Origin of the sequence: Paenibacillus monticola (assembly GCF_009664975.1) — a bacterium.
GTDB lineage: Bacteria > Bacillota > Bacilli > Paenibacillales > Paenibacillaceae > Paenibacillus_AQ > Paenibacillus_AQ monticola.
In genome coordinates this window covers 61,357-74,643 of the sequence record NZ_WJXB01000006.1, presented here as the reverse complement: position 1 = coordinate 74,643, position 13,287 = coordinate 61,357, and the positions used below count along the sequence as shown (strand labels likewise).

The 13,287-nt window shown below is 41.8% G+C and carries 13 protein-coding genes, 2 tRNA genes and 1 pseudogene; 12 read left to right on the top strand and 4 right to left on the bottom strand.

Annotation, left to right across the window (positions count from 1 at the left end; translation table 11 throughout):
- Positions 1-97 precede the first annotated feature (97 nt).
- The 7 genes from GJB61_RS17215 to GJB61_RS17185 all read left to right on the top strand — a co-directional run bounded on the left by GJB61_RS17215 (position 98) and on the right by GJB61_RS17185 (position 3,016).
- Positions 98-173 (top strand) — tRNA-Ala (locus GJB61_RS17215).
- Positions 174-180: 7 nt separating this feature from the next.
- Positions 181-253 (top strand) — tRNA-Lys (locus GJB61_RS17210).
- A gap of 381 nt (positions 254-634) precedes the next feature.
- Positions 635-994, top strand: a complete 360-nt coding sequence (locus GJB61_RS17205; protein ID WP_154120110.1) for a recombinase zinc beta ribbon domain-containing protein — start codon at positions 635-637, stop codon at positions 992-994.
- Between the two features lie 8 nt (positions 995-1,002).
- The gene (locus tag GJB61_RS17200; protein WP_154120108.1) at positions 1,003-1,179 is read left to right on the top strand and encodes a hypothetical protein; all 177 of its coding nucleotides are present in this window, start codon (positions 1,003-1,005) and stop codon (positions 1,177-1,179) included.
- Between the two features lie 68 nt (positions 1,180-1,247).
- Entirely contained in the window at positions 1,248-1,460 is a 213-nt protein-coding gene (locus GJB61_RS17195) for a hypothetical protein (protein ID WP_154120106.1), read from the top strand.
- A gap of 163 nt (positions 1,461-1,623) precedes the next feature.
- A complete protein-coding gene (locus GJB61_RS17190) occupies positions 1,624-2,694 on the top strand; it encodes a hypothetical protein (protein ID WP_154120103.1) in 1,071 nt (356 codons plus the stop codon).
- 67 nt (positions 2,695-2,761) lie between these two features.
- Positions 2,762-3,016, top strand: a complete 255-nt coding sequence (locus GJB61_RS17185) for a hypothetical protein (RefSeq protein WP_154120101.1) — start codon at positions 2,762-2,764, stop codon at positions 3,014-3,016.
- A 700-nt stretch (positions 3,017-3,716) separates the two neighbouring features.
- Here the strand turns inward: GJB61_RS17185 and GJB61_RS17180 are convergent.
- Positions 3,717-3,986: a hypothetical protein gene (locus GJB61_RS17180; protein ID WP_154120099.1), complete on the bottom strand. Its 270-nt coding sequence runs from the start codon at positions 3,984-3,986 to the stop codon at positions 3,717-3,719.
- Here GJB61_RS17180 and GJB61_RS31775 point away from each other — a divergent pair.
- The 3 genes and pseudogenes from GJB61_RS31775 to GJB61_RS17170 all read left to right on the top strand — a co-directional run.
- Positions 3,920-4,117 (top strand): annotated as a pseudogene (locus tag GJB61_RS31775) (hypothetical protein); the annotation flags it as partial. The gene GJB61_RS17180 and the pseudogene GJB61_RS31775 sit on opposite strands and share 67 nt — an antisense overlap.
- A gap of 162 nt (positions 4,118-4,279) precedes the next feature.
- Positions 4,280-5,539 carry an MFS transporter gene (locus tag GJB61_RS17175; RefSeq protein WP_154120097.1) on the top strand — a complete coding sequence of 420 codons (1,260 nt, stop codon included), beginning with the start codon at positions 4,280-4,282 and terminating at the stop codon, positions 5,537-5,539.
- A gap of 581 nt (positions 5,540-6,120) precedes the next feature.
- Positions 6,121-8,739, top strand: a complete 2,619-nt coding sequence (locus GJB61_RS17170) for a chitobiase/beta-hexosaminidase C-terminal domain-containing protein (protein ID WP_195724370.1) — start codon at positions 6,121-6,123, stop codon at positions 8,737-8,739.
- A gap of 65 nt (positions 8,740-8,804) precedes the next feature.
- Here GJB61_RS17170 and GJB61_RS17165 read toward each other — a convergent pair whose 3' ends face one another.
- The 3 genes from GJB61_RS17165 to GJB61_RS17155 all read right to left on the bottom strand — a co-directional run bounded on the left by GJB61_RS17165 (position 8,805) and on the right by GJB61_RS17155 (position 10,902).
- Positions 8,805-9,827, bottom strand: a complete 1,023-nt coding sequence (locus GJB61_RS17165) for an alpha/beta fold hydrolase (protein WP_229521927.1) — start codon at positions 9,825-9,827, stop codon at positions 8,805-8,807.
- 40 nt (positions 9,828-9,867) lie between these two features.
- Entirely contained in the window at positions 9,868-10,059 is a 192-nt protein-coding gene (locus GJB61_RS17160; protein ID WP_154120093.1) for a YgaP family membrane protein, read from the bottom strand.
- A gap of 168 nt (positions 10,060-10,227) precedes the next feature.
- Positions 10,228-10,902: a Crp/Fnr family transcriptional regulator gene (locus tag GJB61_RS17155; protein ID WP_229521925.1), complete on the bottom strand. Its 675-nt coding sequence runs from the start codon at positions 10,900-10,902 to the stop codon at positions 10,228-10,230.
- A gap of 163 nt (positions 10,903-11,065) precedes the next feature.
- Here GJB61_RS17155 and GJB61_RS17150 point away from each other — a divergent pair, with 163 nt between their 5' ends.
- Both GJB61_RS17150 and GJB61_RS17145 read left to right on the top strand, forming a co-directional pair.
- Positions 11,066-12,622: an ABC-F family ATP-binding cassette domain-containing protein gene (locus GJB61_RS17150; RefSeq protein WP_154120091.1), complete on the top strand. Its 1,557-nt coding sequence runs from the start codon at positions 11,066-11,068 to the stop codon at positions 12,620-12,622.
- A gap of 57 nt (positions 12,623-12,679) precedes the next feature.
- Positions 12,680-13,267 (top strand): RQC-minor-1 family DNA-binding protein, encoded by a 588-nt coding sequence (locus GJB61_RS17145; RefSeq protein WP_154120089.1) that lies wholly within the window; start codon positions 12,680-12,682, stop codon positions 13,265-13,267.
- The last annotated feature ends 20 nt before the right edge of the window (positions 13,268-13,287 follow it).

Below are 13,287 nucleotides of genomic sequence, written 5' to 3'. Positions count from 1 at the left end.
AGAATGAGAAGCTGAATAGGAATGATGGACGGGCCTCCGAGGGGGCCCGTTTGGTTTGTGTATGGAGAGGATTGAGAATTGTTATGGTTTTTGGTTGGGGGATTTAGATCGATTGGGAGAGCGCATTGCTGGCAGCGATGAGGTCAGGGGTTCGATCCCCCTATTCTCCACCAATATCATGGACTCTTAGCTCATTTGGTAGAGCAGTTGACTCTTAATCAATTGGTCCAGGGTTCGAATTCCTGAGAGTCCATCACAGAAAGAACGGCAGAGATGCCGTTCTTTTGCTGTTTCGGGGATTGTGAGGAGCAAGCAGGGAGTAGAGGGGGATTACTGACCTGCAACCACCACTGGCAGGGCTGCTCACAGAAGATACCAATAGCGACTAACAACGTTGAGACCCATCCGCGTCCACCCTAACAATTAATCATATCCGGCTTCCGCAAACTAGTCATCGATTCCCTGAACTGCTACATAACATCTGACGCGATATAGCAAAGGAACAAACCGAGAAATTTATTCGAAAGAAGCCATTAAGGATTTAATTATTGTAAGCGAAGAGGTATGGGAACGCGCTCAGCAAATTCGCAATGCACGAAATCCCGTTAACCGCAAGAAAGAAGAAAATCATTATGTGATCAATACGATCAAAGGCGAACTACTTCTGGTTGGTATGATCCGCTGTGGGTATTGTGGTCATCCGCTAACTACGACTTACAATAAGAAATCTTATCTGACAGCAGATGGTATTCTGCGCCAATGGAGTTCTGCTAAATATAGATGCTCGGGTAAAGCCGAGCATAAAGTGAAATGTACAGGACAAACTCTCTATTCGCCCAAACGTATTGAAGGAGTGGTTCTGGACGAGGTTTACGCTTATCTGGACTGGCTGGAAAGCTACAATCTGGCCGATGAAATCAAGGATCTAAAAAAGGGGGATATCGTACTGGAAATGACTGCTTTACGAGCAGCACAGACCGAAATGTCAAGGTGAACAAGCAGTTGGAGAAATTCAAGGAAGAGGTCATCAAGGTACTTATGGGTGAAAGTGAGTTTACTCCAGATGTATTGAGTCCACTGATTCTACAGACCGAAGAGAAGCTCCTTGTGCAACAGACCAAGGTTTCCAAGGCAGAAGCCGAACTAAAGAGACCAAGGAGATCCGTCAGAAAGAAGTAGAGTCTCTTCAGAAGCATATTCCAGTATGGCGTAACGTATTTAAGAATGCTTCCACTCCCAAAAAGAAAATGATGCTCAGCACCATCATTGAGCGTGTCACCGTCTTCCGGGATACAATCAAACTTTCTTTCAAGCTGGATATTGGTTCTTTGCTGAGTACGGCAGGGGTAACCTATAACGGCGTTGAACTGTTCGAGGATGTCGCTAAGCCGGTAAGTAAAGTGTTGACCAAGAGATTAATCTTAAAAAGAAGAAGTAATCCCAAAATGACAAGTTCCTGAATTTATAACTACAGCCTATCACTAACGCTTAGTAGGCCTACAGACTTATCTGTGGGCTTATTTTTAATACCAAATTCCACCAAAAATCGTGATATAGTAGAGATACGAAATATAGAATTTATAGAAGGATATAACAAAAAAGTTTTAATTAGGGAGTGAATATATGATATTGTTTAATACTAATCATTTAAAGGCTTATAACTATATTATCCATCATTTTTTAGAATTGGAGATTTTCAATGGAGATGAATACATAGATATTGGAGACAAACTTGAAATAATATTACCCAAATATTTGTTCAGAGAACAATATCATAAATGCATAAAAATCTTTGAAGAATTATTTAGATGGACAGAAGACGAGTTTTACCACAACATGGGAGCTTTTCACGAGTTAGCTTTGTATAATTTCGTTAATTATTTGGCAGATATGAGGGAGGATGTGGAAGAATTTGATAATATATATTTTGATGACAAATGTCATTCATTAATCAAGGAGGCTAGTCAATCAGACTTTAACGAATATGATGATATGTCATTAGAAGAATACAAGGATAATTACTATAACGTTTTTTATTATTCTGATTATTTATTCGAAGAGACAGATTTTTTATTAATTGATAAATTATATAATAGTCGTAAGCTTGGTAATACTAATTTAGAAGAATATTTTGGTATCAATATGGACTTTTATTATGACATTTTGCCATTAGATATTCAGAGTGAATATAAATCCAACTATATCACACTTTCAGGTGAAGTCTCTGGAATGCTTAATTATATTGGACATAGATTAAACTTTGGGAATTTATATAAATTATTTTGGGAAAATAATACTCCTGTTAAAGAAGAACGTATACAATTAATTTTAGAAAATATTATGGATGCATATTTTTATAATCAAGAAATTGATATTACTAGAGAAGCTTTATTAGGAAATGGTAAAGTAGATTTTAAACTGTATAGAAATAAAAAAGAAGATGAAAAAGTATTAATTGAAATTAAAAGAGCAAGCAGTTCATATTTAAAAAAAGGATATGAAAAACAATTGACAGATTATATGTTGTCAACTAATTATAAAAACGCTTTTTATTTAATTGCATGTTTTACTGATAGCGAGTTTGAAAAAGCCGAACAATTTATTAGAAATCATGTCTACACCGATACAATACAACTGTATATAAATATATCCATATTAGATTTACGTAAGCGCAAGACTGCTTCTGTTTCATGAATTTTGTTGAAAAAATGAATCCGGATGAATATTATGAAGTTACGGCAAACTCAAAGGAGTGTTATTGATGAGAAGCGCTAAAGAAGCTGATAACTTTCCGTATGGCACGAGTACAGTTTGTTATTTTGAGGTGGATAAAAATGGTGATGTGTCGCGAGTTTATCATAAAAATAAGTCGGATAGGCGGAAGGTTCTGGAGGCCTATCAAAGGGTTATGAATAAAACCACAACGTTGTATGCTGTGTGGCCAGGTAATTGGAGCAGCGATTTGTTTATCATTGATGACCTTGATGCATTTGCAAAGGCATTCAACTTTATTTGACCGAATAGACATACTTAATTTGTTCTATATATTGGTGCCACCTTTAAAAGAGGATGGCAGAAAAATTAGCTGCGAGAATATTTAAAAATGAAAAAAGCTATTGGTCTTGTACGTAGAAGACATATGTAGAAAATAAGAAAGCAATTAAACAATATTAATTAAGTGCTACATAATCCGAGTATAAATGCTTTAGAAATATCTCAAGTGTATTTCTGGTGTTTCAGTCAGTAGTTCTGTTTACTTTTATATATTTGGGGTAGTGCAACTAACTATTGTGGGAGAACGCATCGCTGGCAGCGATGAGGCCAGGGGTTAAAGCCTATAAACTCCAAAAAATTAGGGTGAGAAAACGGCAGAGATGCCATTTTTTATTATTACTATTCTGTATAATCGCAACTGACATGTAGAAATCGTAGGTGGGAGTATTTCAAAATACTCATTAGAAGATTTAACGCTTAAGTCATTTCATAGTTTAGTCTTTCTGACCAATATAATATATTCATTGTAATAATGCGACAAAGTTAGCACATAAAAAAAACCTTCCCGAGGAATCAGGAGGGCACTCAGAAGGTAATGCCTTCGTCATAGTCCTCTTCTTCTATCGAGCAAGGCTGGTTTCACTACTCTTATTTGTTGGTTTTATACAGACAGCGCAACAGGTTCAGGCAATATGCCGGGTCTGTTGTGCTGTCTACCCGCTTCAATCTCTGGAAGCTTCATACAGCTTTTCTTCTAAATATTTAGGTGCTGCATAGGCAGTAGTCATATGGTCGCCATCTCCGGTAATGAGGCGGAACTGTCCAAGGTGACTGGCCTGAGTCGGGTTCCAGCCATAGCTGCCTTGTGGCAAAGCTGTATCGGAGGTCAGATACAAATAGCTTTTGGGCAGCTCAAGCGTATAGAATGTTTTTAAATCGAGCTTTTCGAATAAAGGTCCTGCAGGCTCTGGTTTGGCGTTTTGATAGATCAAGCGTTTGGGATATTGCCCCTGCGTTTGCCCGTTATTCGGAAGAAGTGCTCTCCGGGGATGTATGGAGGAGAGAGCAATTATCGCTTCGGGAGTGCAGTCTCCTTACGGTATCTGCACTAGTCGTGCGAGAGAAACGTAACGTCAACGGAAGAATAAAGATATTGAACCTTTTAAATTAGTCCCTCTTTACCGTCGCTTTACTAAACCTTTACTATATTTAACATTAAGATTACCTTACCCCCTCCAACAAAATGCTATAATGTCGGCAAGTATCTTATGCGGGGGCTGAGTGTATGAAGCTAAGTAAGGAAGAAAGATCTTGGATTTTATATGATTGTGGGAATTCAGCGTATTCCATGGCTGTTACCACCGCATTATTGCCGATTGTGTTCGGTATGTTTGAGAATGTAAATAGCAGTATGGATCTGGGGTATTTTAATTCGTTAGCCAGTATTCTTGTTGCAATCATTAGTCCGATTTTGGGTACCTTGGCAGATTATAAGGATAAGAAAAAACGCTTCTTCCTGTTTTTTGCTTTGATTGGTTTAATATCCACGCTTTCTCTTGCATTTGTATCACCCGCAAGCGGACAGTGGCAGTTACTGATTGTTTTCTATGTTTTATCAGCAATAGGTTTTGCTGGCTCTAATATTTTTTATGATTCGTTTTTGGTGGATATTACAAGCGATGACAGGATGGACAAGGTTTCTTCAAGAGGTTTTGCTTTTGGTTATATCTCCAGTGTTATTCCTTTTGGCATCAGTCTTGCGTTGATCTTTGTTTTGGGAATGGATGAGGCCATTGGTTATCAGATTGGGTTTATTATTACTGCTCTTTGGTGGGGTCTGCTGACTATTCCAATGATCAGGGATGTAAAGCAGCGGTATTATATTGAGCCTGAACCTCAACCGGTGATCAACAGCTTCAAAAGGTTAGGACAAACATTTAAGCATATTAGAAATTACAAAACAGTATTTATTTTTTTAATCGCCTACTTTTGTTATATAGATGGAGTAGATACGATTATTAAGATGGTCGTTCCGTATGCTACGTCAGTTCTAGGTGCTGGTGCGCTAGATACTTTCACCTTACTGGGAATTTTATTAGTTATTCAGATTATTGCCTTTCCATGTGCGCTCATTTACGGGAATTTGGCGAAAAAGTATTCGACACGAACCATGATTATCGTCGGTATTCTCACCTACATCATTTCTTGTATAGCTGCTTTTTATATATCGTCTGTCTGGCATATATTCATTCTAGGTGCTTTGATTGGTTCCGCACAGGGAGGAATTCAGGCATTAAGCAGGTCTTATTATGGCAGGATTATTCCCAAAGAAAGATCTAATGAATTTTTTGGCTTTTATAATATTTTTGGCAAGTTCGCTGCGATTATCGGACCTTTTGTAATGTCTTTAACGACTACGATGACAGGCAATGCCAAATACAGTATTTTATCGATTATCCCCTTATTTATTATTGGGTTAATTGTATTTTTAGCTTTACCTAAGGAAAAGGTTACTCTTGCTGAGGAGCACTTTCCTATTGGATGAGTTTCTAATTAAATACGAATCCAAGCTTCGGCAGCGGATATTTGTTTTTCCCCATCACTCTTACGGTAATAAGCTCAGCTCCTTGAGCAATTGCATCCTCAACTACAGAGAGAAAATACCATTAATGTATAAGCTATCTGGCTCAGGCGATATTATCGCTTGGGCTTGTTTTTTTGAAATCCAATCGATCCAAATTTCTCTCACAGCTGTGATTTGAAAGTCTTCTTGTGAAAAGAAAATTTTATGAGAGGAAATAAGGCTCTAACTAAAAATTAGAGGTTGACTAACCGTGCGGATGGAGCGGAGGTCGGAGGGATTCTGGAGAAACAAAGTGGTCGCCTTTAAAGCCCGATTTCACCCTATACTTATTGTTCAATCAGGAAATCGGGCTTTAACAGCGATCGTAAGAACCCTCCGAACCGTAGCGGATCTACTTACAACACGTCAACCGCTGATTTTGATATTTATTCATTCCTAAGACTTTTTGTCGAAGTTTATCATTTTTCCATCATAATGGTGTGATAATCTTAGTGTAAAAGTTTGCTGGAGGTGCTGCATTGAATATTATCTTAAAAAAGAGAATGTCTATTATTTTAGTAATACTAATGGTGCTAGGTGGATTGAATTTGCTGGATATTGGTGGAAGCAAAGCATATGCAGCAGATTTTGAGGGAACAGGAAGTGAGGATAATCCATATCTAATTGCCACGGCTGATCAACTGAATAAGGTCAGAGATCATCTAGGGGAAGAGGGTGCCTTTTTCAAGCTTACTGAGGATATTAGTCTAATTGATTACCAAGAGGATAAGGGTTGGAGTCCGATAGGGAATGCAGCAGCACCGTTTGTTGGAAATATGAATGGCGATGGTTACACTATAACGGGGTTGTTAATTGATAGAGATAGCGACAATGGTGTAGGTCTATTTGGTGATAATATGGGTACTATTCTAAACATTAAACTGGAAGCTGGAATTATTAAGGGCAAGTCAAATGTAGGCAGTTTAGTGGGCTTTAATGATAGTAATGGAGTAATAAGGTACAGCTACGCTTCGGCAGTTGTGAATGGAGTTGGCGGAGTAGGTGGGCTGGTAGGTTTAAACAATGGATATATCAGTAACAGCTACACGACGGGATCTGTGAATGGAAACAGCAGGGTTGGCGGTTTAGCTGGAAGTACGGATGGATGGATTAGTGAAAATTATTCTACATCAGCTGTTAGCGGAAATTCGTATGTTGGTGGCTTGGTTGGTGAAATGATTGATGGGTATATCGCCAATAACTATGCTGCTGGACTTGTGACTGGAGTTAGTAATACAGGTGGTTTTATGGGTAATGACAGTAACAGAACCACCTCCAACAACTACTATGACGCTCAAACAACTGGAAAAGCAGGCCTAGGAGCTAGTGGGAAAACTACAGTTGAAATGAAAACGCTAAGCACTTATGAGGGTTGGGACTTCCGCTTCACTTGGTATATGGATGTAGACCAATATCCTAAATTATTTTCTGGAATAACGGGAGATCCTACAGCAAACCTATCTGGTGGAACTGTAGCGGCAGGAACAAGTGTGGAATTGAGCAGTGCAATAGAGGGAGCTTCTATCTATTACACGAGAGATGGCAGCGATCCAACAACGACGAGCACTTTGTATACAGGAGCAATTCTAGTTAACAACACGCAAACCATCAAGGCGATAGCCGTGAAAATGGGATACGCGGAAAGTGAGATTATCACTGAAAATTATACAGTAGAACAAGTAGCGGCACCTACTGCAAGCGTACCAAGTGGAACTGTAGCGTCTGGAACAAGTGTGGAATTGAGCAGTGCAACAGAGGGAGCTTCTATCTATTACACGAGAGATGGCAGCGATCCAATAACGGCGAGCACTTTGTATACAGGAGCAATTGTAGTCAACAATACGCAAGCTATCAAGGCGATAGCCGTGAAAATAGGATACGAGGATAGTGAGATTATCACTGCAAGTTATACAGTAGAGCAAGTAGCAGCACCAACAGCAAGCGTATCAAGTGGAATTGTATCGTCTGGAACAAGTGTGACATTGAGCAGCACAACAGAGGGGGCTTCCATCTATTACACGAGAGATGGAAGTGATCCAACAACGGTGAGCACTTTGTATACAGGGGCAATTGTAGTTAACAACACGCAAACAATCAAGGCGATAGCCGTGAAAATGGGATACGTGGATAGTGAGATTATCACTACAAGTTACACAGTGGAGCAAGCAGTAGCACCAACAGCAAGCGTATCAAGTGGAGCTGTAGCGGCGGGTACAAGTGTAGTACTGAGAAGCACGACAACGGGAGCGGCAATTTATTACACTACAGATGACACTGACCCAAGCACAGCCAGCAAGCTGTATGGTGAAGCAATTGTGATCAACAGAGAACAAACGATCAAAGCCATTGCGGTTCATGCGGGAATGATAAATAGTGAGATTATGAGCATCAGTTATACGATTTTAACAAGTGAGACCCATGAAACTTCCCCAGCTATTACAACACCAACAACAGTTCCCACCGCAACACCTATACCTACTGTATCACCAACGCCTGCACCAACAGCTAAATCATTCTACAATGAAAAAGTGAATATGGATGTAATCAAGGCTCTAGTAGAAAAAGCAAATACTTTACCAGCAGTAACATTTAACGATGTACCCAAAGATTCTCGAATGGCTAAAACAATCGAGTTAGCCACTAAGCTTGGTATTATCAAGGGTTACGAGGATGGTTCATTCCGCGCAAATGTGAGTATAACTAGAGCGGAATTTGCCACAATGTTGGTAAAAGCGCTTGGCTTAACCTTTGAAGGTAATTCAAGCTTTAAGGACACCAAAGTTCACTGGGCAACAGAAGCAATTGCTACATTAAAAGCAAGTGGTATTATCAAAGGTTACTTGGATGGCACGTTCAAACCGAACCAGAGTATCTCCAGAGCGGAAATAGTGGTGATGCTTTCAAAAGTAATGAATATTACACTAGTGAAAAGTGATAAGTTCAAGGATGTTTCGGGTAACTGGGCAGAGCATGAGATTAATACGTTATCCAAGATGGGAATCGTAAAAGGTGGAACGGATGGTTCGTTCAAACCAAGTGCTAGTGCTACGAGATACGAGTCAATACTCATGATCTTACGTATGTTAAATGTCAGTCTTGAGCATTCCTTAGATATAGAGTAGTTTTTCAAGCAGACAGCCCAACAGGCCCTGGCAATATGCCGGGCCTGTTGGGCTGTCTACCCACTTCAATCTCTGGAAGCTTCATACAGCTTTTCTTCTAAATATTTAGGTGCTGCAAAGGCCGTAGTCATATGGTCGCCTTCGCCGGTGATGAGGCGGAACTGTCCAAGGTGACTGGCCTGTGTCGGGTTCCAGCCATAACTGCCTTGTGGCAAGGCGGTATCGGAGGTCAGATACAAATAGCTTTTGGGCAGCTCAAGCGTATAGAATGTTTTTAAATCCAGCTTTTCGAATAAGGGTCCTGCAGGTTCGGGTTTGGCGTTTTGATAGATCTCTTTAGCCAAGCTGAGGCTTGCGGTATTTACGAAGCTGTCGCGGAACATGGAGAAGGGTAGAGGTAGCGTATTATTGCCGGACGCCTCTCGCAAATGTCCAAATCCAGCTTCGAGTCCAGGAGCCTGATCGACGACGCTTTGTCCGTCAAGCGGCACAAAAGCATCAAAAAATACCAGTCGGTGAATACGTTCCGGAATTTGCTCCGCCACCTTTTGAATGATCGTTCCTCCGAAGCTATGGCCCACGAGGACGATATTGGTAAGCTTCTTGGACTTGATATAGTCCACAACAGAAGTGACAATTTGCTCATGGGTCACATTGGGATCATATAGGGTGCCATGACCGGCATATTCAGGAGCGTAGACGGTATGCCCTGCTTTCCGCAGCTCGGCTGCGGTTTTATCCCAGAAGGAGGCATCTGCCCAGGCACCATGGATTAGGACGAAGGTTAAAGGCTGCTGTGTTTGGGCTTTGGCAACCGCTGCAGCAATGCTCTCACTGGGAGCATAAGCCCGACCATTCTTGATGGTATTTGGTTTAAGGACATCTTCGCCGTCGATTTGAATATAACGGGTGCTGGCATTGTAGAAGACGCGGTTCGGACTGATATCATATTGTGTGCTTAAGGTCTGAATTACGGGCAATGAGCTGTCTGCGGCATTTGCCGTGGCGCCGCTACCTAATTGCATACCTGCGAGAAGAACGATCCCTGTAAGAACTGTTGCGGTGAGTTTCTTTTTCATAATAATCATTATTATTACCTCCTTTGGATTGGGTGTTTCAGTTGGTTTATCAGTTGATTCTGCAGGTATTCCGGCCAAGCAGCTTGTTGATTCCACAGCGCTGTGTTAAGCCGGTAACCAGGAAAGGGATGGCCGTCAAGCCGAACAGCTTCCAGTAGCCTGGGAGAAAATAAAATAGCGACAAAAGCGCCACCCCGGCAATAATTCTTACAGCACGATCTGATCCACCTACATTTTTCATTTTCTGTTCCTCCGTTTCATTGTGGTTGTGTCTACAGGACCGATCTTACCAATTGCAGCGAGGAACAACCGTAACTTTGTCACACAGAAATAAAATGAAGACAGGAATTCAAAATAAAAACGCCTGGCGATTAGCCAGGCGTTTGGTTTGCTAGGTTTATTATCAGAGTCAGAGCTCCAGATACTGCTCCATTCCTTCACGGCTGATCAGTGCAATCTGTCCTCTGGAAAGTTTGATCAGCCCTTCTCGTTCCAATTGTTTGAGCGATCTGCTGATCACTTCCCGCGCCGTTCCAAGCTCCACGGACAGAGTGTCATGGGTAATATTCAGCAAGTCTCCACTGTCTTGGCTATGCTGAATCAAATATTCGGCGATCCGTCCACGGATGGATTTGAAATGGATGCTGTCCAGCAGGTTGGACATAAGGATGATCCTGTTCGCAAAAGATTTAAATATAAACTGGCGGAAGCCCTGATAACGGTCTGTCCATTCCCGGAAGATGTTTACCGGAATCAGCAGAGCCAGCCCGTCTTCTTCCACGCAGGCAGATGCTTCATATTCACTTTCTCCTAATATGCTTGTCGTCATTAGCGGACAGCACTCGCCGCCATGAATGCGGTACAGGGTAATTTCTCTGCCGCTAGCACTGATTTTGTACATCCGTATCGTTCCCTCCAGCACCAATACTGCATATTCGAGAAACTGGCCTTCTTCAATGACTAGATTAGCTTCCACCTTCATGACCTCTATCCCGTCCCGGGTCCAATCCACTGTACTGATTTCGGACAAGCAGGGAAAAAGAGCAACGATTTGGGAGAGATGTTCAAATACGCTTGGACTCAATATATCTCAGCTCCTTATACCGAAGTTTAGTTTGGCAGTTGCATTTTATCACTTACAGGGGATTAACACTGTGACAATGTTACAAATCAAACATTCCATTGAATTCCCCCGCATTCCTGCTTATAATATAAACGATAAAATACAGAAAAAAAGGTGTCTATGAATGAGCATATTAAATGTTGAAGCTTTAAGTCATGGTTTTGGGGATCGGGCGATCTTCAAGGATGTTTCGTTCCGCCTGCTCAAAGGAGAGCATATCGGATTGATCGGCGCGAATGGCGAAGGTAAATCCACGTTTATGAACATTGTTACAGGCAAGCTGCAGCCCGATGAAGGTAAAGTTGAATGGTCCAAGCGGGTACGTGTCGGCTACCTTGATCAGCATGCGGCATTGACCCAGGGGTTAACAATTCAGGATGTATTGCGGGGTGCATTCCAATACTTGTTTGATCTTGAGCAAGAAATGAACGATATGTACGGCCGGATGGGTGACGTTTCCCCGGAAGAGCTGGAGAAGATGCTTGAAGAAGTGGGTACGATCCAGGATACCCTAACCAGTCAGGATTTCTACATGATCGATGCGAAGGTTCAGGAGACGGCGCGTGGCTTGGGAATTACTGACATAGGACTGGACCGCGATGTATCCGAGCTTAGTGGAGGACAGCGCACGAAGATATTGCTGGCCAAGCTGCTGCTGGAGAAACCGGATATTCTGCTCCTCGATGAGCCTACGAACTATCTGGATGAGTTGCATATTGAATGGCTGAAGCGTTATCTTCAGGAGTATGAGAATGCTTTTATCCTTATCTCACATGACATTCCTTTCTTAAACAGCGTAATCAACCTGATTTACCATATGGAAAACCTGAAGCTATCCCGTTATGTTGGCGATTATAATCAATTTCAGCAGATCTATGAAATGCGCAAGCAGCAGCATGAATCGGCCTTTAACCGGCAGCAGCAGGAAATTTCCGAGCTGAAGGACTTTGTTGCCCGCAATAAGGCCAGTGTGGCTACCCGCAATATGGCGATGTCCAGGCAGAAGAAGCTCGACAAGATGGACATCATCGAAATGTCGAAGGACAAGCCCAAGCCGCAGTTTAATTTCAAAGATGGCAAAACGGCAGGCAAAGTTATTTTTGAAGCTAAAGGACTGGTTATCGGGTATGAGGAACCGCTATCTCGGCCACTGGATTTGCTGATGGAACGTGGTCAAAGAGTAGCGCTTGTTGGTGCGAACGGGATCGGGAAGACGACTCTTCTGCGCAGTATCCTGGGCGAAATCCCGGCATTGTCCGGTTCGGTAGAGCTTGGATACAATCAGGAGATCGGCTATTTTGAACAGGAATCAAAGGAAGGCAAGAACAATACCTGTTTAGAGGAAATATGGGATACGTTCCCCTCCATGTCTCAATTCGAAGTACGTGCTGCATTGGCAAAATGTGGACTCACCACGAAGCACATCGAGAGCAAACTCTCGGTTCTCAGCGGTGGAGAGAAAGCCAAGGTACGTCTATGCAAACTCATTAACCGCGAAACTAATATACTCGTGCTGGATGAGCCTACGAACCATTTGGACGTGGATGCGAAAGAAGAGCTCAAACGAGCTTTGAAAGCGTACAAAGGAAGCATGCTGTTAATTTCCCACGAACCTGAGTTTTATCGTGATATTGCCACAGATATTTGGAATTGCGAATCCTGGACGACGAAAATATTCTAATTCTCCAACGTGGGGATATAAGTACAGTGACATTCAATAATAGAAGGAGGATAAGTGATGGGTAGAAGAAGCCCGAAAGTTGAAGTGCACCTGGATTCTGGCGATATTAAGAGTCTGACAGAGCAAGAGATCAGAGCGATCCTTCGTGCTGCCGAAGAACTGATCATGACAGGTGGGAGAAACATGCTGGCCTTAATACTAAAAGGCTCCAAAGACAAGCGGATCTTACAGCATGAGCTTCAACGGTCTCCAGTTTATGGCTATTATCAGGACTTGAAGTTGGATGAGATTATGCACCGAATAGATTGGATGATCCGCAACAGATATCTGAAAATTGAATATAGCGACAGATTACCTATGATTGTTTTTTCTGATATAGGGTGGGCGATTGAACGTGAGACATATGCTGAGGAATTGCTCCTCAAGCTTACTTCAATGCTGGATGAGCGTGACTATATATACGTTGAAACGCTTAAGGACCGGAACCGTGGAATGATCCTTCTATTGATTGAGAAGATCAAAGAGACAGGCAATGTTCGGTTTGTGCCGCTGCTTAGAGCCTGGCATGCCATAGAATACAAGAAGGTGCAGGCAGAACTCCAGAATGCGGTGCAATATTTGCTACAAGAAGGTCAGATTAAATAAAGTGGAATATGACAATGAAT

Coding starts and splice junctions, on each gene's coding strand:
- GJB61_RS17195 (WP_154120106.1), top strand. CDS start 1,248: ATGATGCTCAGCACCATCATTGAGCGTGTCACCGTCTTCCGGGATACA.
- GJB61_RS17150 (WP_154120091.1), top strand. CDS start 11,066: ATGAGCATATTAAATGTTGAAGCTTTAAGTCATGGTTTTGGGGATCGG.
- GJB61_RS17190 (WP_154120103.1), top strand. CDS start 1,624: ATGATATTGTTTAATACTAATCATTTAAAGGCTTATAACTATATTATC.
- GJB61_RS17145 (WP_154120089.1), top strand. CDS start 12,680: ATGGGTAGAAGAAGCCCGAAAGTTGAAGTGCACCTGGATTCTGGCGAT.
- GJB61_RS17175 (WP_154120097.1), top strand. CDS start 4,280: ATGAAGCTAAGTAAGGAAGAAAGATCTTGGATTTTATATGATTGTGGG.
- GJB61_RS17185 (WP_154120101.1), top strand. CDS start 2,762: ATGAGAAGCGCTAAAGAAGCTGATAACTTTCCGTATGGCACGAGTACA.
- GJB61_RS17170 (WP_195724370.1), top strand. CDS start 6,121: ATGTCTATTATTTTAGTAATACTAATGGTGCTAGGTGGATTGAATTTG.
- GJB61_RS17165 (WP_229521927.1), bottom strand. CDS start 9,827: ATGATTATTATGAAAAAGAAACTCACCGCAACAGTTCTTACAGGGATC.
- GJB61_RS17160 (WP_154120093.1), bottom strand. CDS start 10,059: ATGAAAAATGTAGGTGGATCAGATCGTGCTGTAAGAATTATTGCCGGG.